17 protein-coding genes are annotated in these 20,116 nt (G+C 75.0%); 9 read left to right on the forward strand and 8 right to left on the reverse strand.

All coding sequences use genetic code 11. The annotated features are described in order from the left end of the window. The first annotated feature begins 9 nt into the window (after positions 1-9). Positions 10-3,312 (forward strand): ATP-dependent DNA helicase, encoded by a 3,303-nt coding sequence (locus K1T35_RS05935; protein WP_220259163.1) that lies wholly within the window; start codon positions 10-12, stop codon positions 3,310-3,312. A 28-nt stretch (positions 3,313-3,340) separates the two neighbouring features. On the opposite strand, the gene K1T35_RS05940 is transcribed toward K1T35_RS05935, so the two are convergent. Next, positions 3,341-3,874, reverse strand: a complete 534-nt coding sequence (locus tag K1T35_RS05940; protein ID WP_255621620.1) for a DUF1697 domain-containing protein — start codon at positions 3,872-3,874, stop codon at positions 3,341-3,343. A gap of 176 nt (positions 3,875-4,050) precedes the next feature. Next, complete coding sequence (locus K1T35_RS05945; RefSeq protein WP_220259165.1) at positions 4,051-4,953, reverse strand: GNAT family N-acetyltransferase; 903 nt, start codon at positions 4,951-4,953, stop codon at positions 4,051-4,053. Between the two features lie 90 nt (positions 4,954-5,043). Here K1T35_RS05945 and K1T35_RS05950 point away from each other — a divergent pair, with 90 nt between their 5' ends. Together K1T35_RS05950 and K1T35_RS05955 are read left to right on the forward strand one after the other, a co-directional pair. Next, positions 5,044-6,147, forward strand: a complete 1,104-nt coding sequence (locus K1T35_RS05950) for a trans-acting enoyl reductase family protein (RefSeq protein WP_220259166.1) — start codon at positions 5,044-5,046, stop codon at positions 6,145-6,147. Between the two features lie 124 nt (positions 6,148-6,271). Next, the gene (locus tag K1T35_RS05955; RefSeq protein ID WP_220262423.1) at positions 6,272-7,270 is read left to right on the forward strand and encodes a TrkA family potassium uptake protein; all 999 of its coding nucleotides are present in this window, start codon (positions 6,272-6,274) and stop codon (positions 7,268-7,270) included. On the opposite strand, the gene K1T35_RS05960 is transcribed toward K1T35_RS05955, so the two are convergent. Then, positions 7,248-8,651 (reverse strand): ATP-binding protein, encoded by a 1,404-nt coding sequence (locus K1T35_RS05960; RefSeq protein WP_370645315.1) that lies wholly within the window; start codon positions 8,649-8,651, stop codon positions 7,248-7,250. The two genes, K1T35_RS05955 and K1T35_RS05960, sit on opposite strands and share 23 nt — an antisense overlap. Then, a complete protein-coding gene (locus K1T35_RS05965) occupies positions 8,648-9,325 on the reverse strand; it encodes a response regulator transcription factor (RefSeq protein WP_255621621.1) in 678 nt (225 codons plus the stop codon). The genes K1T35_RS05960 and K1T35_RS05965 overlap by 4 nt, the downstream gene beginning before the upstream one ends. Before the next feature lie 135 nt (positions 9,326-9,460). On the opposite strand from K1T35_RS05965, the gene K1T35_RS05970 reads away from it, so the two are divergent. Then, positions 9,461-10,198: a hypothetical protein gene (locus K1T35_RS05970; protein ID WP_220259168.1), complete on the forward strand. Its 738-nt coding sequence runs from the start codon at positions 9,461-9,463 to the stop codon at positions 10,196-10,198. Positions 10,199-10,204: 6 nt separating this feature from the next. Here K1T35_RS05970 and K1T35_RS05975 read toward each other — a convergent pair whose 3' ends face one another. From K1T35_RS05975 to xylA, 3 genes are all read right to left on the reverse strand, one after another. Then, positions 10,205-11,362, reverse strand: a complete 1,158-nt coding sequence (locus K1T35_RS05975; protein ID WP_220259169.1) for an ROK family transcriptional regulator — start codon at positions 11,360-11,362, stop codon at positions 10,205-10,207. A 123-nt stretch (positions 11,363-11,485) separates the two neighbouring features. Beyond that, positions 11,486-12,889, reverse strand: coding sequence for a xylulokinase (xylB, locus tag K1T35_RS05980; protein ID WP_220259170.1), 1,404 nt, complete (start codon positions 12,887-12,889; stop codon positions 11,486-11,488). Continuing rightward, positions 12,886-14,070 carry a xylose isomerase gene (gene xylA / locus K1T35_RS05985; protein ID WP_220259171.1) on the reverse strand — a complete coding sequence of 395 codons (1,185 nt, stop codon included), beginning with the start codon at positions 14,068-14,070 and terminating at the stop codon, positions 12,886-12,888. The genes xylB and xylA overlap by 4 nt, the downstream gene beginning before the upstream one ends. A 58-nt stretch (positions 14,071-14,128) precedes the next feature. On the opposite strand from xylA, the gene K1T35_RS05990 reads away from it, so the two are divergent. The 5 genes from K1T35_RS05990 (at position 14,129) to K1T35_RS06010 (ending at position 18,736) form a co-directional block, all read left to right on the forward strand. Continuing rightward, the gene (locus K1T35_RS05990; RefSeq protein ID WP_220259172.1) at positions 14,129-14,983 is read left to right on the forward strand and encodes an exodeoxyribonuclease III; all 855 of its coding nucleotides are present in this window, start codon (positions 14,129-14,131) and stop codon (positions 14,981-14,983) included. Positions 14,984-15,032: 49 nt separating this feature from the next. Next, positions 15,033-15,746: a hypothetical protein gene (locus K1T35_RS05995; protein WP_220259173.1), complete on the forward strand. Its 714-nt coding sequence runs from the start codon at positions 15,033-15,035 to the stop codon at positions 15,744-15,746. Positions 15,747-15,783: 37 nt separating this feature from the next. Then, positions 15,784-17,139 (forward strand): aldehyde dehydrogenase, encoded by a 1,356-nt coding sequence (locus tag K1T35_RS06000; RefSeq protein ID WP_220262425.1) that lies wholly within the window; start codon positions 15,784-15,786, stop codon positions 17,137-17,139. Positions 17,140-17,231: 92 nt separating this feature from the next. After that, positions 17,232-17,960 (forward strand): DUF4142 domain-containing protein, encoded by a 729-nt coding sequence (locus K1T35_RS06005; RefSeq protein WP_220259174.1) that lies wholly within the window; start codon positions 17,232-17,234, stop codon positions 17,958-17,960. Continuing rightward, a complete protein-coding gene (locus K1T35_RS06010) occupies positions 17,939-18,736 on the forward strand; it encodes a class F sortase (protein WP_220259175.1) in 798 nt (265 codons plus the stop codon). Before K1T35_RS06005 ends, K1T35_RS06010 begins: the two co-directional genes overlap by 22 nt. Here the strand turns inward: K1T35_RS06010 and K1T35_RS06015 are convergent. Continuing rightward, a complete protein-coding gene (locus K1T35_RS06015) occupies positions 18,697-20,085 on the reverse strand; it encodes an MFS transporter (protein WP_255621622.1) in 1,389 nt (462 codons plus the stop codon). The genes K1T35_RS06010 and K1T35_RS06015 overlap by 40 nt on opposite strands. Positions 20,086-20,116 lie beyond the last annotated feature (31 nt).

Consider the following 20,116-nt stretch of genomic DNA (forward strand, 5'->3'; position numbering starts at 1 on the left):
AACGTCGACGTGGAGCTCACCCCCGCGGCGCTGGCCACCGCTCTCGGCCTGCCGCGGCCCACCGACGAGCAGGCCGAGGTGATCGCCGCGCCGCCGGGGCCCGCGCTCGTCGTGGCAGGGGCGGGGGCGGGCAAGACCGAGACGATGGCCGCGCGCGTCGTGTGGCTCGTCGCCACCGGACAGGTGCTTCCCGAGCAGGTGCTCGGCCTGACGTTCACGCGCAAGGCCGCCCAGCAGCTCGGGGCCCGCGTCCGGGCGCGGCTGCGCCGCCTGGCCGGCACGCGCCTGCTCGACGATCTGGACCCGAGCGGCCGCCGCCGCGTCGAGGTGCTCGCCGGCGAGCCCACGATCGCGACCTACCACGCCTACGCCGGGCGCCTCGTCGGCGAGCACGCGCTGCGGCTGCCGGCCGAGCCGGCGGCGCGGCTCCTCGGCCAGACGGCGTCGTGGCAGCTCGCGCACCGCGTCGTCACCACATGGGCCCACGACCTGGACGTCGACCTCGTGCCGGCCACGGTCACGGAGCGGCTGCTCGGGCTGGCAGGCGAGCTGGGTGAGCACCTCGTCGAACCCGAAGCGGTGCGCCGCCACGCTGACGCGCTGGTCGCCGCGCTCGCCGCGGCCCCTCCGGGCAAGCGGCAGCGCGCGGAACCGTCGCAGACCTACAAGCGGTGGATGGACGCCCAGCGTCAGCGGCAGGCGCTGCTGCCGCTCGTCGAGGCGTTCGCGGCACGCAAGCGGGCGGAGCGGGCCGTCGACTTCGGTGACCAGCTGGCGATCGCCGCCCGGGTGGCCGCCGAGCACCCCGAGGTCGGTGCCACCGAACGCGCCACGTACCGGGCGGTGCTGCTCGACGAGTACCAGGACACGGGGCACGCGCAGCGGGTACTGCTGCGGTCGCTCTTCGGCACGCCGCCAGGGGAACCGGTGCGGCCCGACGACCCCACCGTCACCGCGGTGGGCGACCCGAACCAGTCGATCTACGGCTGGCGCGGCGCGAGCGCCGGAAACCTTGCCCGCTTCCGCACCGACTTCCCCTCACCCGACGGCGGCCCTGCGCCGGAGTACGGGCTGCTCACGAGCTTCCGCAACCCCTCTGAGGTCCTGGCGCTCGCCAACGCGGCGTCGGCCCCGTTGCGCAGCGTGCCCGGGGCGGTCGGTGTCGGCGAGCTGAAGGCAGGACCGGGCACCCGCGCCGGGGACGTGCGCGTCGCGCTGCTGCCGGACGTCGCCACCGAGATCGCGTGGATGGCGGACGCGATCGCGGAGCGGTGGAACGCGGCCGACGAGCCGCCGACGTCGGCCGTGCTGGTGCGCCGCCGCGCCGACATGGATCCGATCGCCACCGCGCTGCGGGCACGGGGCCTGCCGGTCGAGGTCGTCGGGCTCGGCGGCCTGCTCGACACCCCGGAGGTGCGCGACCTCGTCAGCGCGCTGCGTCTGGTGGCCGACCCCCTCGCGGGCCCGGCCGCCGTCCGGCTGCTCACCGGAGCGCGCTGGCGGCTCGGTGTCGCCGACCTCGCCGCGCTGTGGCAGCGCGCCCGCGAGATCGTGCCCGGCCTGCCGCCGCGCTCGGGGCCGCTGTCCCCCGCGGAGCTGGCCCACGGCGCGCTACCCGGTGAGCAGGCCGAGCAGGCAGGCCTCGTCGACGCCCTCGACGACCCCGGCGAGCCTGCGCGCTACTCGTCGCAGGGGTACGCGCGCATCACGCGGCTGGCTAGGGAGCTGGGGTGGCTGCGCTCGCGCGCCTCGGCGCCGCTCACCGATCTGGTGGCCGACGCGGAGCGCGTGCTGCTGCTGGACGCCGAGACCGCGGCCCGTCCCGGTCCGGTCGGACGGGCTCACCTGGACGCGTTCGCCGACGTGGTGGCCGACTTCGCCATGGGCGCAGAGGTGGCGACTCTCCCGGCGCTGCTGGACTTCCTCGAGACGGCCGAGCGGGCCGAGGACGGGCTCACGCCCGGCGAGGTCGAGGTGGCGCCCGACCGGGTGCAGGTGCTCACCGTGCACGCCGCGAAGGGCCTCGAATGGGAGGTCGTGGCCGTCCCGCACCTGGTGGCGCAGGTCTTCCCCGGCCGCAAGCTCAGCGGCACATGGCTCACCAACGCCGCCGAGCTGCCCGTCGCGCTGCGCGGTGACGCCGACGACCTGCCCGCCCTCGTCCTGCCGTCGGACTCACCCGACCGCAAACAGCTCGAAGACGCGGTCAAGGCCCACTCCGAGGCCCTCGACGAGCGGCGGCTCGCCGAGGAACGCAGGCTGTTCTACGTGGCGCTCACCCGCGCCGAGCACGTCCTGCTCGCGTCCGGGCACCGCTGGGGACCCGCGGGGGAGCGGCCCAAGCTGCCCTCGGACTTCCTCGTCGAGATCGCGGCCGTGCACGGCGCCGAGCAGTGGGCGGAGGAACCGGGCCCCGACGACGTGAACCCGGCGCTGCTGGACCAGCCGACCACGCTGTGGCCGGTCGATCCGCTCGGCGAGCGATCCGAGCACGTGCGTGCCGGTGCCGAGCTCGTCAGGGCGGCGCTGCGCGACCTCTCCGAGCGGCGTGCGGTGCAGGCGGAGGCCGCCGCGGCGCCGGGTGGCCAGATGGAGCTGCTGGCGCCCGAACCCCCCGAGGATCCGGAGGTCGACGACCCGGAGGGGTGGGTCGCCGATGTCGACGTCCTGCTCGCCGAGCGGGCCGCAGCCAGGGCGCGGCCCGCGGTGGCGCTGCCGGCGCAGCTGTCGGTGAGCCAGCTCGTGGAGCTCGCGGCCGACCCCGCGGCGCTCGCCACCCGGCTGCGCCGCCCGCTCCCGCTGCCGCCCAACCCGCACGCCCGCCGCGGCACGGCGTTCCACGCATGGCTCGAGCAGCGATTCGGCGCCGCTCAGCTGCTCGACCTCGACGAGCTGCCGGGCGCCGCCGACGAGGGCGCCGCGTCCGACGACGCCCTCGAGGAGCTGCAGGCGGCGTTCCTCGCGAGCGAGTGGGCCGACCGGCGCCCCGTCGAGGTCGAGGTGCCGTTCGAGACGGTGATCGCCGGGGTGGGCGTGCGCGGGCGGATGGACGCCGTGTTCGCCGATCCGGACGGCGGGTGGACCGTGGTCGACTGGAAGACCGGAGCCCTTCCCGAGGACGAGCGGATCCCGGCGCTCACGGTGCAGCTCGCGGCCTACCGGCTGGCATGGGCGGCGCTGGCCGGCTGCGAGCCGGGGCGCGTGCGGGCCGCGTTCCACTTCGTGCGCCAGGACGTCACCCTGCGCCCCGCCGACCTGCTCGACGCCGCGGGCCTGCGCGCCCTGCTGGCCTCGGTGCCGCTCGCCGATTGATCCGGAGGTCCTGCTCTCCGGGGCACGATCAGATCAGCTCGCCGAGCTTCGTGATCGTGTTCCAGTTCCGCGCCGTGACGTCGATGCGCAGGTGCTGCTTGATGTACGGGCCGATGTCCGGCGCGGCCATCAGGCCGTCCGGGCACCACTGGTAGACCGCCCGGTCGCCCACGCGGGCGCGCTCCGGGTCCTGCGGCACCGGCGGATGTCCGGCCACCAGCGCGGGGTCGACCGGCCGCACGTAGACGTACGCCATCATCCGCGAGCCGTTGTCGGCGACGGCGGCGAACGGGTGGCCCTCGACCACCGCCCGCAGCTCGTCAGCGGTGAGGACGGCGCAGCGGACCTGGATGCCCAGCCGCTCGCGGATGGCGTTCTCGATCCGCTCGGCATGCTCGGCGGGGTCGGCGTCCTCGCCGGTCAGCACCACGTTGCCGCTGTTCAGGTGCGTGCGCACCGTCGAGTAGCCCGCGTCCTCCAGCAGCGCGCGCAGGTCGGCCATGGCGACGCGCTTCGCGCGACCGACGTTGATCCCGCGCAGCAGCACGGCATACCGAGGCACGCGGCGGAGCGTACGCGCGCCCGAGCGCGCAACGCGCCGCGCTGAAACGCGAGACTCGCCCCGCCGGAGTGCGAGCCTCGCCCGGCGGAACGCGGGACTCGCGTCCCGCGGGTGAGTCCCACGTTCGCGTGGGGTGAGTCCCGCGTTCGGACACCGTGTGTCCCGCGTTCGGCGCCTCATGCCTCGCGGACCCAGCCCCGTCTCGTGCGGGTGAGCTCGCGGAAGCCCATCGCCGTCAGGAACGGCAGCTCGCCGTCGTCCTCGTCGGGCACGGCGTAGGCGAGCAGGCGGTCCGCGCGGGCCAGCCGCAGCCGGTCCGCGGCGTGCCCGACCAGCCAGGTGCCGATGCCGCGGCGCCGGTGGGCCGCATCGACGTGCAGCTCCCAGACGTCCGCCCAGCCGGCGAGCCGGGAGCGCGTGCCGCCGGCGGTGAGGTCGGCCTGCACCTCGTGGATGCCCACCACGGCCCCGTCGAGCACCGCGCTGAACCGGGTACCTCGGCCTCCGAGTGAGATGCGCAGCTCCAGGCCCGGTGTGGGCGGGTCGCCGGGGTGCGGGAGATCGGCGACGTCCGCGACGAGGACCGCCTCGACCCGCTCGCCCGGCGCGAACCCGGCGCGTTCGAGCGCCCGGGCGACGTGCGGCCACACGTCCGGGACGCCGTAGGTGGCGGGCGCCGGGAGCGAGCCGTCCCCGTGGATCCGCCCGGCACCCGCCCGCTCCAGCGCGGCGACCCCGGCGGCCGCGAGCGCGTCGGCGGCATCCGCGCTGTCCGGCCAGGAGAGCAGCCAGAGGAACTCGCCCGCGCCGCGGTGGTCGGGCGCGACCCGCTCCTCGTCGGCGAACGTCCGAAGGTGCGCGGCCGCGACGAGCCGATCGCGCTGGATCGCAACGAGCGTGTGCCGCGTGACCACCCAGGGGTCCACGACGATCTCGTCGGGCTCGCGTTCCAGCTGGCTCAGCACGGCGTTGGGGGAGACGGACACCCCGGGCAGCACAGCCTCGATGTGGGCGTTGACCAGGTCGGTGAGCTGGTCGCGGTCGCTGCGGCGAAAGGGGCGGATCTCGATCGGAGGCACGGCGCATCCCGGGGGGTGGAGAGGAAAGGGACGCCGCCACCGGTGCGGTACGCGGGCCACGCTACCCGATCACGGCATAGGGTCGCCGCCATGGGCGCACGGATCGTGCTGTTCGGGGCCACGGGATACACCGGCGCCCGCACCGCGGAGGCCATGGTGGGCAGGGGACTGCGGCCGGTGCTCGCGGGGCGCGACCCGGAGCGGCTGGCCGCGCTCGCGCAGCGCATGGGCGGCCTGGACACCGCGGTGGCACAGGTCACGGACAAGGCGTCGGTGGCAGCGCTCGTCGGTCGCGGCGACGTGCTGGTCAGCACGGTCGGGCCGTTCACCGCGCTCGGGGCGCCGGCGGTCCAGGCAGCGGCCGAGGTGGGCGCGGTCTACCTGGACTCCACCGGCGAGCCCCCGTTCATTCGTGAGGTGTACGAGCGCTGGGGCCCCGTGGCCGAGCGGTCCGGCGCGGCGCTGCTCCCGGCGTTCGGCAACGACTACGTGCCCGGCACCTTGGCCGGGGCGCTCGCCCTGCGCGCCGCGGGGGAGGGTGCCGACCGCGTGGACGTCGGCTACTTCATCACTGGGCTCGGCAAGGGTCAGCCGTTCTCCCGGGGCACCCTGCGCTCGCTGGCCGGGACCGCCACCCAGCAGCTCTACGCCTGGCGCGACGGCGCCCTGCGCACCGAGCCTGCCGGGGCGCGGATGCGCACGTTCGACGTGGCGGGGCGGCCGCGCCCCGGCGTCACGATCGGAGCGTGCGAGCAGTTCGCGCTGCCGCGGATCGCGCCGGGCCTGCGCACCGTGGACGTGTACCTCGGCTGGTTCGGCCGGGCCAGCGCGGCCGTCCACGCGGGCGCGCGGGTCGCCCCGCTGCTGTCCCGCGTGCCGTCGCGGGGGATGGCGACCGTGGCCGACGTGCTCACCCGCCGCGTCCCGACCGACCCGGCCGGTGCCGCGCTCGCGGGGGCGCGGTCACACTTCGTCGCCGAAGTGTTCGACGTCACCGGCACCCTGCTCGCCCGCACCAGGCTCACGTCCCCCGAGCCGTACGCGATCACGGCCGACCTGCTCGCGTGGGGTGCGTGGCGTGCCGCGGAGCACGGCGTCCGTGGCGGCGGGGCGCTCGACGCGGTGGCGGCGTTCGGCCTCGACGAACTGGTGGCCGGCGCGGCCGAGGCGCGGATCGTCGAAGAAGAGCGATGATCTTCGGCCAGGTCGGCGCGCGGGTCGCGGGCTCGACGGATACTCTCCGCGCGTGGTGACGGATCTGCGTCGGACGAATCATCGCCGGCCGTTCGCCGACCCGTCGCTGGTCGGTCTCATCCGCATGCCCGAGACGGGCGGGAGCCCGGCGGTGGCACTGCTGCGCCGTGTGATCGTCGCGCTGTCCGCGCTGGTCGCCGCCGCGCTCGTCGTCTACTTCGGCGGCGACGGGTACGTCGACAACAACAGCGACACGCCGATCTCGCTTGGCGACGCGTTCTACTACGCCACGGTGTCGCTCTCCACCACCGGCTACGGCGACATCGTGCCCGTCACCCCCGAGGCGCGGTTGCTGACGACGGTCATCATCACGCCGCTTCGGCTGCTGTTCCTCATCGTGCTGGTCGGCACCACGGTGGAGCTGCTCACGGAGCGCTCCCGGCAGGCTGTTCGCATCGAGCGCTGGAGGTCCCGCGTGCGCAACCACACCGTCGTCGTCGGCTACGGCACGAAGGGTCGTGCCGCCGTCGAGACGCTTCTCGGCGACGGTGCCGAACCCTCCGACATCGTCGTGGTCGACACCGACCGCGCCCAGCTGGACGCCGCCTCCGCGCTCGGCCTCGTGACGGTCACGGGCAACGCCACCCGCTCCAGCGTGTTGCGGATCGCCGGGCTGCAGCAGGCCTCCGCGATCATCGTGGCCACCAACCGCGACGACACCGCCGTGCTCGTCACGCTGACCGCCCGCGAGCTCGCCCCGGAGGTCCGGATCGTGGCGTCGGTGCGCGAGTCGGAGAACGTGCACCTGCTGCGCCAGTCGGGGGCCAACTCGGTGATCGTCTCCGCGGAGACGGCCGGCCGCCTGCTCGGCATGGCCACCACCACGCCGAACATCGTCGAGGTGGTGGAGGACCTGCTCACGCCCGAGGCTGGTTTCGCGATCAGCGAGCGGCCGGTCGAGGAGTCCGAGGTGGGTGGCTCGCCGCGGCATCTCGCCGACATCGTGCTCGGCGTCGTGCGCGGCGACGACCTGTACCGCGTGGACGCCTCCGCCGTCGACGCTCTCGAGCTCGGCGACCGGCTGCTCTACATCCGCAAGGTCACGCTGCCCGACGAAGACTGAGCTCGACGGCTGCGCCGCGCCCCGATGGCGGGTCGACGCAGCGCAGGTCACCGCCGTGGGCGCGCGCGATGCCCCGCGCGATCGCAAGGCCGAGCCCTGCCCCGCCGTCCTCGCCGCGGGCCTCGTCCAGCCGGACGAGCCGGTCGAAGATCCGCTCCCGGTCGACGGGTGGGACGCCCGGTCCGTCGTCGGTGACGAGGACGGTCGCCGGGTACCCGCCGGAGACCGTCACGGTCACCGCGCCGGGGCCCGCGTGACGGCGGGCGTTGTCGAGCAGATTGGCCAGCACCTGGGCGAGCCGGGAGGCGTCGCCGGTCACGGTCACGGGCTCGCCGTGAACCTCGACCTGCTGGTCGGGCGCGACGAGCTGCGCCCGCTCGGCCTCGGTGCGGGCGAGCTCCAGCAGGTCGACCGGCTCGTGGCGCAGCTCGAGGCCCGCGTCGAGGCGGGCGAGCACCAGCATGTCGTCGACGAGCCTGCCGGCGCGGCGGCTCTCGCGCAGCAGCAGCAGGTGCAGCCGCTCGCGTTCCTCGGGATCCATGCCCGGCGCGAGCGTCACCTCCGCGACGGCCTGCACGCCGGCGATCGGGGTGCGCAGCTCGTGCGCGGCGTCGGCGACGAACCGCCGCGTCCTTGCCTCGGACGCCCGCGCGGCCGCCTCCGCGCCCTCCAGCTCGTCGAGCATCGCGTCGAATGCCGCTGCGGTGCGGCCGAGCTCGGTGTGGGTGCGCGTGGGGGCGAGGCGCCTGCCGCGGTCACCGCTGGTGATCGAGCGCGCCAGCGCCGTCATCGTGTCGAGCGGTGCCAGCGCGACCCGGGTGGTGAGGAGCATGACGATGCCGGCAACGGCAAGCGCCGCGAGGCTGAGCACGATCAGCGTGCGCCGCAGCAGCGACTGCGCCCCGCTCACCGGCCCGCCGCTCGCCACGAGCGTGAGCCGGGAGCCGTCGGCGAGCGGCTGTTCGAGGACCTGCGGATCGCCCCAGTTGCCGTCGTCGTCCCACCAGCCGCCGTGGTCGGCTCCTTGCGGCCCGCCGCGCCACGGCGGCGACGGCCGCCACGGCCGGTCCTCGTCGGGATCGCCCGCGTACACGCGGCCGTCCGATGCGACGACCGAGGCCCTGATGCCGGGCGTCTCCACCCGGCGCGCCACCTCCCCGGCGGGCAGGCCCTGCGTCACGAGCTGGCCGGCGAGCGCGGCGCGTACGTCCAGCTGCTGGCGCAGCTCGGAGCGGATCTGGGCGGTGAAGAAGACGTCGGTCAGGACGCCGACCACCAGCAGCACGGCGGCGAGCACGGTGAGGCTGAGCACCGTGACCCGGCGGCGCAGTGACACCGTGCGAAGCCGGGACACCGTGTGGAGCGGTGTCATGTCCGTCATGTCGCGGCCTCCTCGCCGTCGGCCCGCAGGACGTAGCCGAGCCCGCGCACGGTGTGCACGAGCCGCGGTTCGCCGAGCTTGCGGCGCAGCGCCGAGACGTGCACCTCGACGAGGTTGGGGTCGTAGTCGGTGTATCCCCACACCCGGGTGAGGATCTGGCCCTTGCTGACGACGCGGCCGCGCTGCGCGGCGAGGTAGTCCAGTAGCCGAAGCTCGGTGGCGGTGAGCTCCACCGGCGCGCCATGGCGCAGGACGGTGCCTGCGGCGGCGTCGATCACGAGGTCGCCCACCTCCACCGTGGTGGGCGTGCGGCCCATCCGGCGCAGCACCGCCGTGACCCGCGCGATCAGCTCGGCCAGCGCGAACGGCTTCATCACGTAGTCGTCGGCGCCGCCGTGCAGGCCGCGCAACCGGTCGTCGACGGCGTCGCGCGCGGTCAGCATCACCACGCCCGCGTCGCTGTGGCGGCGCACGACGTCGAGCAGGGCGAAGCCGTCGCGGCCGGGCAGCATGATGTCGAGCACCACGAGGTCGGGCCGGAACGTCGCAAGGTCGTCTTCGAGGCTGCGCCCGTCCGGGCGCCCGGTGGCGCCGAAACCGGCCTCGCCGAGACCGGCGACCACGGCCGTGCGGATCGCCTCGGCGTCCTCCACCACCAGCACGCGCGCGGTCACCGCTCCATTCTCCCCGGCCCACCGCCGCAGCCGGCCTGAAGATCGGCTGAAGGTGTGGGCGGGCTTCAGGTCGCCTTCAGGAACGGGCGGCAGCGTCGGTGGGGAAATCAGCAACATCCCGAGGGGAGCATGCAGATGAGCACCACCGAACCACCCACGACCGAGGTCCCTCCGCCCGCGGAACCGAAGCCGCCCCACCGTTCCTGGCGATCCCGGCTGCGCAGCCGCGGCGTCGTGATCACCGCGGCGATCGCGGCGCTGGTCGTGATCGGCGGCGTCACCGCCGCCCTCCTGCTGCCCGACAGGGACCACGGCCGCTTCGGTCCCGGATTCGACCGGGCGGGCTGGTCGGGCGCGCCCCCGTGGGCGGACGAGCGGCACGGCCCGATGGGCATGGGCGACGACGGTCCCGGCGACGAGCGGTTCGGCGGCCCCGGCCCGCGCGGCTTCGGCGACGAGCCGGTGATCACGGGCACCGTCGCGTCGGTGGCCAACGGTTCGATCGTCGTGAACGTCGACAGCGCGGGCCAGCGCACCATCCGCACCGACGGCGACACCCGCGTGCGCGGGGCCGGCAACAGCGGCCTCGGCGACCTGCAGGTCGGCGAGCGCGTCGTGGTCGGGGTCGAGGGCACCGGCGATGCCGCCACCGCGGAGGCGATCTGGGTTCCGCAGGCGCGCGTCACCGGCACGGTCACCGCGGTCAGCGGTGACACCGCCAGCGTGACGTCCGTCGACGGGCTCGCCGTCACCGTCAACACCGCGGCGCTGTCGCAGAAGCCCGCCGTCGGCGATGTCGTGGTGCTCACCGGCACCGCCGATGCCGGCACGATCCGCGCCGACGGCATCCGCGTGCTGCCCAAGGCTTCCTGACCGGCCTCACGGCCCGGCCCCGCGCACGGTCGCCGGACGTGGCGCGCCCCCCTCCGCCACGTCCGGCGGTCGTGCCAGGGGCCGGGCCGTGATCACCTCTCCCGGATCGGCGAGCACGGCCTGCACCATCGCGGTGGCGGCTCCACGCAGAGCCGCGTCCTGCCCGAGCGTGGAGAACCGGACGTCGATGCCGGCCCGCGAGAAGACCCTGGCGGCGAGCTCGGCGCGCACGGCGCCGAGCAGCGGGGCACCGCAGCGGGGGTAGCCACCACCGAGCACGACGGCGGGCACGTCGAGCAGGTGCACCGCGCCGGTGAGCGCGATGCCGAGCGCCCGGCCGGCCGCGCGAACGGCGTCCGGGCGGGCGAGCGCTTCAAGGCTGGCGAGGGTCTCGAGGCAGCCACGGCCGCCGCAATGGCATTCCAGCCCGTCCGGCTCGACGACGACGTGGCCGATCTCGCCGGCGCGGCCGCCGGCCCCTGCGAAGAGGCCGCCGTCCAGGAGGATCCCGGCGCCCACGCCGATCCCGCCGGAGACGACGATCGCGTCGGTCGGACCGCCTGCCCACCGCTCGGCGAGGGCGGCGAGGTCTGCCTCGTTGCCTGCGCGGACCGGCAGGCCACGGAGCCGCGTGCTCAGCGCATCGCCGACGGCGACGTCGACCCAGCGGGGGAGGTTCGGCGCGCGTTCCAGCACCCCGTTCGGACCGACGACGCCGGGCAGGGCCACGGTCGCGCCGGCGATCGGGAGCCCGGCCTCGGCCACGACGTCGGTGGCGAGGGCGGCGAGCCGAGCGAGCGCGGCGTCCGGCACGTCGTCGCGGTGGTCCGACGCCACCGTCCGCTGCACCCGCACCGCGCCCGTGAGGTCGACGACGCACGCGCGCACCGAGTCGACCCCGACCTCCAGCCCGAGCCCGCCGGGTCCGCGCGGATCCAGCCGCAGTGGGCTCGCCGGGCGTCCCGGCCCGCCGCGCGCGGCCGCGAGCTCCGTGACGAGGCCGGCCGCGATCAGCTCCTCCACCAGCGACGACACTGTTCCGCGCGTGAGCCCGGTACGCGCCGCCACCCCGGCGCGGGACAGCGGCTCCGGCCCGGCGACCTCCCCCAGCACGAGCGCGAGGTTGTGCCGCCGGACCGTGTGCTGCCCCGCGGGCACGCTCACCCCGACACGCCCGCCCTCAGACCGCGACTCGCGTGCACGGAGACCGCGACTCGCGGACGTGAGTTTGCGCCACGTCCCGCGAGTCGCGCTCTGGGTGCGCCCGTGTCGGGGTCTCCCACGGGTTCACGCACCCAGGCGCGGGGCCGTCAGCTCGCGGACCTGCGCGTACCGCTCCCGGACCGCGGGGGTGGCGTCGGCCTCGAACGACTCCGTGTCGGCGGCCTCCCACACGGGAGGGGTGTCGCCGCCGGCGAGCACCCATGCCGCCTGCCGGGCCGCGCCGTCGGCCACGTACTCGCCCGGCGTGGGCCGCAGCACGGGCCGCCCGAGCACCGCGGGCGCGATGCGGGCGAGTGCCTCGGAGCGGGCGCCGCCGCCCACGAGGAACGCTCGTTCCAGCGGAACGTCGGCCGCGAGGAACGCGTCGAGCGCGTCGGCGAGCCCGCACAGCAGACCTTCCACGGCCGCGCGGGCGAGGTGCGCCGGCGTGGAGCTGGACAGGGTGAGCCCGTGCATGGCGCCCGTGGCGTCCGGGCGGTTCGGCGTGCGCTCGCCCTCCAGGTACGGCACGAGCACGAGCCCGTCGGACCCGGCTGGCGCCGACAGCGCGAGGCGGGACAGCCCGTCGTGGTCGACGCCGAGCATGCGCGCCGCCGCGTCGAGCACCCGTGCGGCGTTGAGGGTGCACACCAGCGGGAGGTGCTCGCCGGACGCGGACGCGAAGCCGGCGATGATGCCGGTCTCGTCCGCGGTCGGGGTGGGGCTGATCGCGCACACCACCCCGGACGTGCCGATCGAGATCACCACGTCCCCGACGGCGGCGCCGAGCCCGAGCGCGGCGCCCGCGTTGTCGCCCGCCCCCGGCCCGACGAGCACCCCACCCGCGGAGCGGCCTGCCGCATCGGCCGGGCCGAGAACCCGCGGCAGCCGCACGTCGGACCGCCCGAACGCGCGCTCGAGCAGGTCGAGCCGGTACTCCCCGGTGACGCCGGAGAAGTAGCCCGTGCCGCTGGCATCCGAGCGATCGGTGACGAGGTCGTCCAGCGAACCCGTGCCGAGCAGCTTCCAGGTGAGCCAGTCGTGCGGCAGGCACACCGCAGCGGTGGCGGCGGCGTGCTCGGGCTCGTGCTCGGCGAGCCACCGCAGCTTCGTGGCCGTGAACGACGCGACCGGGACGCTACCGGTCGCCTCGGCCCACTCCTTCGCCCCCAGCTCGGCGACGAGGTCGGCGGCCGCGCCCGCTGAGCGGGTGTCGTTCCACAGCAGCGCCGGCCGGACGACCTCGCCCGCCTCGTCGAGGCAGACCATCCCGTGCTGCTGGCCCGCCACGGCGATCGCCTCGACGCCGTCGAGCCCGCCCGCCTCGCCGATCGCGGCCTGCAGCGCGTCCCACCAGGCGGAGGGGTGCACCTCGGTGCCGTCGGGGTGCTTCGCGTTGCCCGAGCGGACCAGGGCGCCGGTCTCCGCGTCCCGGATCACCACGGTGCACGACTGGGTCGACGAGTCGACCCCGGCCACGAGAGTCATCGGGCGCCCATCAGGTGCTCCACCGCCAGTTGGTTGAGCCGGACGTAGCCGTAGCCGCGCTCACCCGCCTTCACGGCGTCGTAGTCCTCGAACGCGGAGCGGTCGGCCTTGAGGTCGGCCACGGACTCGCCGGGGTTCAGCGTCGGCTTCGCCAGCTCGGCCACGCCGGACACCGCGAGCGCCTCGGCAACCTCCGGGTCGGCCCGGAACGCCGCGGCCCGCTCCTTGAGCAGCAGGTAGGTGCTCATGTTCGCCGCCGCGGACGCCCAGACGCCGTCGAGGTCCTCGGTGCGCAGCGGCTTGTAGTCGAAGTGCAGGGGGCCGTCGTACTTCGGCCCGCCGCCGGGCGCGCCGTTCTCCAGCAGGTCGACGGTGGCGAACGCGCTGAGCAGGTCGCCGTGACCGAACACGAGGTCCTGGTCGTACTTGATGCCGCGCTGCCCGTTCAGGTCGATGTGGAAGAGCTTGCCCGCCCACAGCGCCTGGGCGATGCCCGCGGTGTAGTTGAGCCCGGCCATCTGCTCGTGACCGACCTCGGGGTTGACGCCGACGATGTCACCGTGCTCCAGCTCGGCGATGAACGCGAGCGCGTGCCCGAGGGTGGGCAGCAGGATGTCGCCGCGGGGCTCGTTCGGCTTCGGCTCGATCGCGAAGCGGATGTCGTAGCCCTGCTCCTTGACGTAGGCGGCGAGCAGGTCGATGCCCTCGCGGTAGCGGTCGAGGGCTGCGGCGATGTCCTTGCCGGAGTCGACCTCGGCGCCCTCCCGGCCACCCCAGAAGACGTACACCTTCGCGCCCAGCTCGGCGGCCAGGTCGAGGTTGCGGATGACCTTGCGCAGCGCAAACCGGCGCACGCCCCGGTCGTTGCTGGTGAACGCCCCGTCCTTGAAGACGGGGTGGGTGAACAGGTTGGTGGTCATCGTCGTCACCACCGTCCCGGTCTCGGCAAGGGCCGCCTTGAACCGGGCGATGATCCGGTCGCGCTCGGCGCCGTCGGTGCCGAACGGGATGAGGTCGTCGTCGTGGAAGTTCACGCCCCACGCGCCGAGCTCGGCGAGCCGGTGCACTGACTCGACGGGGTCGATCGCCGGCCGCGTCGCGTCCCCGAACGGGTCGCGGGCGGGCCAGCCGACCGTCCAGAGCCCGAAGCTGAAGCGGTCCTCGCGGGTGGGCTGCGGCATCGTCAAACCCCTTTGTTCGGTCATCGTACAAACCCTGGGCAACGGTAGCGTGCTGTGGGTGCGTCTGGCTACGTGGAACGTGAACTCGGCCCTCATCCGCCTGCCCCGGCTGCTGCCGTGGCTGGACGAGCGCGCGCCCGATGTCGTGTGCCTGCAGGAGACCAAGCTGTCCGACGAGGCGTTCGCGGAGGCGTTCGACGATCCACTGGCCGAGCGCGGCTACGCCGTCGCCCATTTCGGCGAGGGCCGCTGGAACGGGGTGGCGCTGCTGTCGCGCGTCGGGCTCGACGACGTGGTGCACGGGCTGCCAGGGGAGCCGCGGTTCCCGGCCCCCGACTCGCCCGCCGAGGCGCGGGCGATCACGGCGACGTGTGGCGGGTTGCGCGTTACGTCCGTCTACGTGCCCAACGGCCGCACCCCCGACGACCCGCACTACGCGTACAAGCTGGACTGGCTCGCCGCGCTGCGGGAGTCGATCACCGACCCGGCCGCGGCCGTGGTCGCGGGCGACATGAACATCGCCCCCACCGACGACGACCTGTGGGACCCGGCGCTCTTCGTGAACTCGACCCACGTCACGCCTGCCGAGCGCAAGGCGCTGGCCGAGATCAAGGGCCTCGGGCTGCACGACGTGGTGCGCGACCGGTGGCCGACCGAACGGGTCTTCACGTACTGGGACTACCGGGCCGGGCGGTTCCACCAGGACCTCGGCATGCGCATCGATCTCGTGCTCGCGGGAGCCGACGCCGCCGCGCGCGTGCAGGCCGCGTGGGTGGACCGCAAGGCCCGCAAGGGCAGCGGTCCGAGCGACCACGCCCCGGTGATCGTCGACCTCGACACGGCACCCGACGGCGACGCGGGCCCGGTGGTGCCGCCGCCGTCGACCCCGAAGAAGCTGCCGCACCGTTCCTGATCCGGCACGAGGCTGGATGCCGAGGACGCGGGCCTGCGACAGTGATCTCATGACGGCGGGATACGGACATCCGCAGTACGGCCCACCACCGGCGCCGGTCGCGGTCGCGCGGGTGGTCGCCGCGGGGCTCTTCGTCATGGCCGCGGCGCTGGCGCTGGCCGGAAGCTTCGCCGCGTTCAGCGTCTACCGATTCGAGTCGGAGCTGTCTCCCGCGTCGACCACCACGACCACCGGCTGGGGTTCGTTCGAGGATCCCGTTCCCACCGAGCCGTTGCCCACGCCGAAGATCCTCTACGGGATCCCGATCACCGCCGCCGCCGTGCTTGCGCTCGTCGTCGCGCTCCTGCTGGTGCTGTCGGCCCGCAGGACGCAGGAACCGGCCGCCGTCCGATCGCTCGGGGTCGGCATCGGTGGGCTGTTGGTCGGCGTCGTCTCGGTGATCTGGCTGCAGCTCGTCACGATCGCGCAGAACGTCGCCGACGCAGCCCAGCCGGGGGACGAGGACGCAGGAATCCGCACCAGCTACCAGGTCGGTGTCGGCGGGTACCTGATCCTCGTGGCCGCGCTCCTCGCGCTCGCGGCGGCGGTGCTGCTGCTGGTCCCACGGCGCGCGTCGCACACCCCGACGGCGGTCCCGCCCGGCACGGGCCTGTTCCCGCCGCTCGGGCCGGGAGGGCAGCCGCAGTGGCAGCCCGCGTCCCCGTACTGGCCGCAACCGGCTCCGGCGCCCGGATGGGGCCCGACCCCGCCCCCACACGGGTGATCCAAGTCGGGGCGGGTACTGCTTCTCGGTGACCCTGATGGAGAACCGTGAGCTGACCGTCCTCGATCCGCGTACCGACGAGGTCGTCGGGCGCGTCCCGATCGCCTCACCCGAGCGATGTGACGAGGCCGTCGCGGCCGCTCGGCGGGCCGCGCCCGGCTGGGCCCGCGCGCCGGCGGCGGAGCGCGGGGCGGCCCTGCACGCGGCGGCCGCCGCCGTCCGGGCGGCCGCCGACGAGCTCGCCGCCCTGAACGCCCACGAGACCGGCAAGCCTGCCGAGGACGCCCGCGGCGGCGTGGACGCGGGCGTGGGCACGCTCGTGCAATACGCGGAGCTCGGGCCGGTGCACCGCGGCCGCAGCCTGCACGGGAGCTGGGACGCCACCGACCTGATGGTTCCCGAGCCGCGCGGCGTCGTGGCCGTGCTGACGCCGTGGAACGACCCGATCGCCGTCGCGGCGGGCCTGATCGGGGCCGCGCACGTCACGGGGAACGCCGTCGTGCACAAGCCGAGCGAACGCAGCCCGCAGACGGGACGCCGGTTCGCCGAGCTCGTGGCGGCAGCCCTGCCGCCGGGCGTCCTCGAGATCGTCGACGGCGACGGTGCGGTGGGTGCTCGGCTCGCCGAGGCGCCCGTCGACGTCGTCGCGCACGTGGGCAGCTCCGCCACCGGCCGGGCGATCGGACAGGCCTGCGCCCGCACCGGGGCCCGCGCGCTGCTGGAGAACGGCGGCAACGATCCGCTGATCGTCGACGCCGATGTCGACCCCCGGTGGGCCGCGGGACAGGCCGCGCTCGGGGCGTTCGCGAACGCGGGGCAGATCTGCGTGTCCGTCGAGCGGATCTACGTCCACGCATGCGTTGCCGACGCGTTCCTCGAGGCGTTCACCGAGGAGACGGCGCGCTGGACGGACCGGATCGGCCCGCTGGTCGACCGGGCACACCGCCGGCACGTGCACGGGCACGTGGAGGAGGCGCTCGGCGCAGGTGCCCGAGCCCTGACCGGCGGCGCGATCCCTGAGGGCCCCGGCGCCTTCTACCCGCCCACCGTGCTGATCGGGTGCGTCCCGGACATGGCGGTCATGAGCGACGAGACGTTCGGCCCGGTCGCCCCGGTGCGCGTCGTCCCCGACTTCGCCGGGGCGCTGCGAGAGGCGAGCGCCGACCGCTACGGCCTCGCGGCCGCCGTGCTCACCTCCGACATGGAGCACGCCCAGCGGGCGTGGCGCGAGCTGCCGGTCGGCACGGTGAAGGTCAACGACGTGTTCGGCGGCGCGCCGGGTGGGGCGTCCCAGCCGCGGGGGATCAGCGGCTCCGGCTTCGGGTTCGGGCCCGAGCTGCTCGACGAGATGACGGCCGTGAAGGTCGTGCACCTCGCCCCCGCCCCCGCCTGAGGGACACACCTTGGGGCGGACTTCGCCGGTTTCGCCAGCGACCCGGCCCGGATGCGGCAAATGTGCGCGGTGTCACCGATGAAGGAGGAGCCGTGCGCACCCGTCCCATCAGGCAGGTCGTCATGAACGCGGTCGCCGTGGTCGCGGTCATCGGCATCGTGTTCGGCGCCGTGACCGCCTGCGGTTCGCCCGACCAGGCCCAGCTGCCAGCTCCGGGACAGCCGGGGACGCCGGGCGGTCTGGACGCCGCTTTCGGAATGGGCGCGGGCGGCGCGCTCGGGGAGGCGGGTTCGGCCGCGTCGGCGATCGCGGCGCTCGGCGGTCTCGGTCAGGCGCAGGGCACCGCCCAGGACGTCCGCCTTCTCGGTACGCAGTACTCCACCGACGGGCAGGCACTCCTCGATCAGCTGAGGGCCAGTGGGGGCGGCATGCTCCCCACCGAGCCGACCGCGGAGCAACAGGCCACCCTCGCCGATCTGCGCGCCCGCAGCGGTGAGCAGTTCGACCAGGCGTGGCTGCGGGCCGCGGGCCAGTTCCAGCAGCAGGTCCGGGACGCGGCGAACGCCGTGCTCGCCGACGAGAACGCCTCCGCGGACGCAAAGGCCGCGGCGCAGGAGGCGCTGAACCGCCTCGACTCGCTCGCCGAGGGGCTCCGGCAGGCCTCGGCTCCGGCCGGGGCGGCGACGCCCAACGCGGTCGACGCCGGCAGCGGCGGACAGGCCGCGGGCGACGTGACGCCGGTGGCGATCGGTCTTGTCGGGTTCGGGGCCCTGCTGCTCGTCGGCGCCGGTGCGCTGTGGTGGCGGCGCCGGGCCGCCTGACACCGGGCGCATCCGCCTTCGGTCTCGTCGAGCGGGCCGGCCCGGCCACCCATCAGCAACTGGGACGCCATCGCGCCCCGGCAGGGGACCACCCGCCCGACGTCGACCGCGGTGCCCGCGTCACCCGCGCTCTCGTGGCCGCGGGCGGTGTGTGCCTGGTGTGCGGCGCCGCGATGCTCGGTCCGGGCCCTGTCCCGGACGCGGCGCCCCTCGACGCCCCGGTGGTCGTCGAGGGCGTGGGGCCGAGCCCGTTCGCACCGACGCCCGCCATCGACGGCGTGCTCGCCCGGCTGCTCGCCGGTAAGGCTCCCGCACCGGCGCCGGTCCGGGCGGGCACGCAACCCATGGAGCTCACCCTCCCCACGCGGGACCTGCGCGCTCCCGTCGTCGCCGTGACGACCGGACCGGAAGGCGCGCTCGTGCTGCCAGAGCCACCGTCCACGGTGGGCTGGTGGTCGCCCAGCGCGCTCGCGGGCGGGGCGGGCGGGACGACGGTGCTCGCCGGGCACGTCGACTCGCTCGCGGGCGGGCTCGGCGCGCTTGCCGTCCTGCGGCACGTCGCGGAGGGCGAGGAGATCGTCCTGCTCGGGGCCGACGGCCGCTCCGTCGGTTACCGCGTGACCGCCCGCCGCCAGTACGCCAAGGCGGAGCTGCCGCCCGAGGTGTTCGCCGTGGGCGGGCCGCCCCGCCTCGTGCTGATCACGTGCGGCGGCGCGTTCGACCGCCGCACCCGGCACTACTCCGACAACGTGGTCGTGTTCGCCAACCCGGTCTGACCCGCCGCGCGCGGCGCGCCGAGCGCGCCGATCAGCCCGAGCGCCACGAGCACCGCGATCAGCACCGGCAGCGCAGCGGCCGGCGTGCCGAGCAGCGCGAGCACGGCACCACCCGCGCCGATCAGGGTGGCGGTGCCGAGCTGGTCGGCGATCTGCGCGGCCGAGGTGTGGAAGCCGGTCTCGTGCGTCGCGGACTGCTGCAGCAGCAGGAACGACACCGACGAGAAGCCCAGACCCATCCCGAGCCCCGCGATCCCCCAGAACGGCACGGCCAGCCACGGAAGGCCCCATGCGGGGGCGACCAGCAGCATGCCCGCTGCGCCGATCGTGACCGCGCAGAACCCGACGCGCAGCAGCATCGCGCGCGGCAGGTCCGGGTGCCTGCCCTGCCACGCCGACGCCGCCGACCACGCCAGCGCGCCGACGATCAGCGGGATACCGGCCGCGGAGAGCGACCAGCCGTGTGTCGCTTCGAGCATGAGCGGCAGGTACGAGTTGATCGTGAAGAACACGCCGGCGAGCAGCCCGCGCGAGGCGACGATCGTGGGGATGCCGCGCTTCAGCCGGAACACACCGCGCGGGAACAGCCGCACGAGCGCGGGGACGAGCGCGGCGACGGACGCAACGGCCACGACGGCGGCGAGAGCCGACACGTGCTGCGAGGCCCAGCTCAGCGCCGCAACCCCGCCGGAGGCGGCGAACGCGGCGACCACCACGCCGCGCCTGCCCGCGTCGGCCCGTGGCTCCGGTGCCGGCAGCGTGCGCACCGCAGGCACCACGAGCGAGGTGGCGACCAGCACGAACGGGATCAGCCCGAGGAACACCCAGTGCCAGGACAGCGCGTCGGTGACCAGCCCGGACACGGGCGGCCCCAGCAGCGCGGGCAACACCCACGCCGAGGAGATCAGGCCGAAGACGGCGGGCCGGGCTCGCCCCGGGTACACCGCGGCGATCAGCACGAAGATCGCCACGCTGACCATCCCCGCGCCCGCGCCCTGCAGCACCCGGCCCACGAGGAGCTGGGTCATGGTCGTGGCCGTCCCGGCCACCAGCAGACCCACGCCGAACATCAGTGGCGACACAACCAGCGGCACCCGCGGGCCCGCCCGGTCGCACCACCGGCCGCCGAGCACCGTGGCGAACACCGACGCGGCCATGAACGACACGAAGGGCCACGCGTAGAGCTCGACACCGCCCAGGTCGGCGACGAGCGCCGGCATCGCGGTGTTCACCCCCATCGCCTCGAAGGCAACGAGGCTCACCAGCAGGACGATGCCGATCGTCGTCGCACGCCGGCTCGGTCCGAACAGTTCCTCGCGCACGGCGGGAGGGGTCTGGGCTGCGGTCACGATGACGATCGTGCAACCTGAACACGGGTCC

Origin of the sequence: Pseudonocardia sp. DSM 110487, from assembly GCF_019468565.1 — a bacterium.
In the GTDB taxonomy this organism is placed as follows: Bacteria; Actinomycetota; Actinomycetes; order Mycobacteriales; family Pseudonocardiaceae; genus Pseudonocardia.

Bases quoted from the DNA above. Each gene is read 5' to 3' on its own strand.
- K1T35_RS05960 (WP_370645315.1), bottom strand. From the start codon at position 8,651: ATGACGGACATGACACCGCTCCACACGGTGTCCCGGCTTCGCACGGTG.
- K1T35_RS06000 (WP_220262425.1), top strand. From the start codon at position 15,784: ATGGAGAACCGTGAGCTGACCGTCCTCGATCCGCGTACCGACGAGGTC.
- K1T35_RS05995 (WP_220259173.1), top strand. From the start codon at position 15,033: ATGACGGCGGGATACGGACATCCGCAGTACGGCCCACCACCGGCGCCG.
- K1T35_RS05950 (WP_220259166.1), top strand. From the start codon at position 5,044: ATGGGCGCACGGATCGTGCTGTTCGGGGCCACGGGATACACCGGCGCC.
- K1T35_RS05970 (WP_220259168.1), top strand. From the start codon at position 9,461: ATGAGCACCACCGAACCACCCACGACCGAGGTCCCTCCGCCCGCGGAA.
- xylB (WP_220259170.1), bottom strand. From the start codon at position 12,889: ATGACTCTCGTGGCCGGGGTCGACTCGTCGACCCAGTCGTGCACCGTG.
- K1T35_RS05955 (WP_220262423.1), top strand. From the start codon at position 6,272: ATGCCCGAGACGGGCGGGAGCCCGGCGGTGGCACTGCTGCGCCGTGTG.
- xylA (WP_220259171.1), bottom strand. From the start codon at position 14,070: ATGCCGCAGCCCACCCGCGAGGACCGCTTCAGCTTCGGGCTCTGGACG.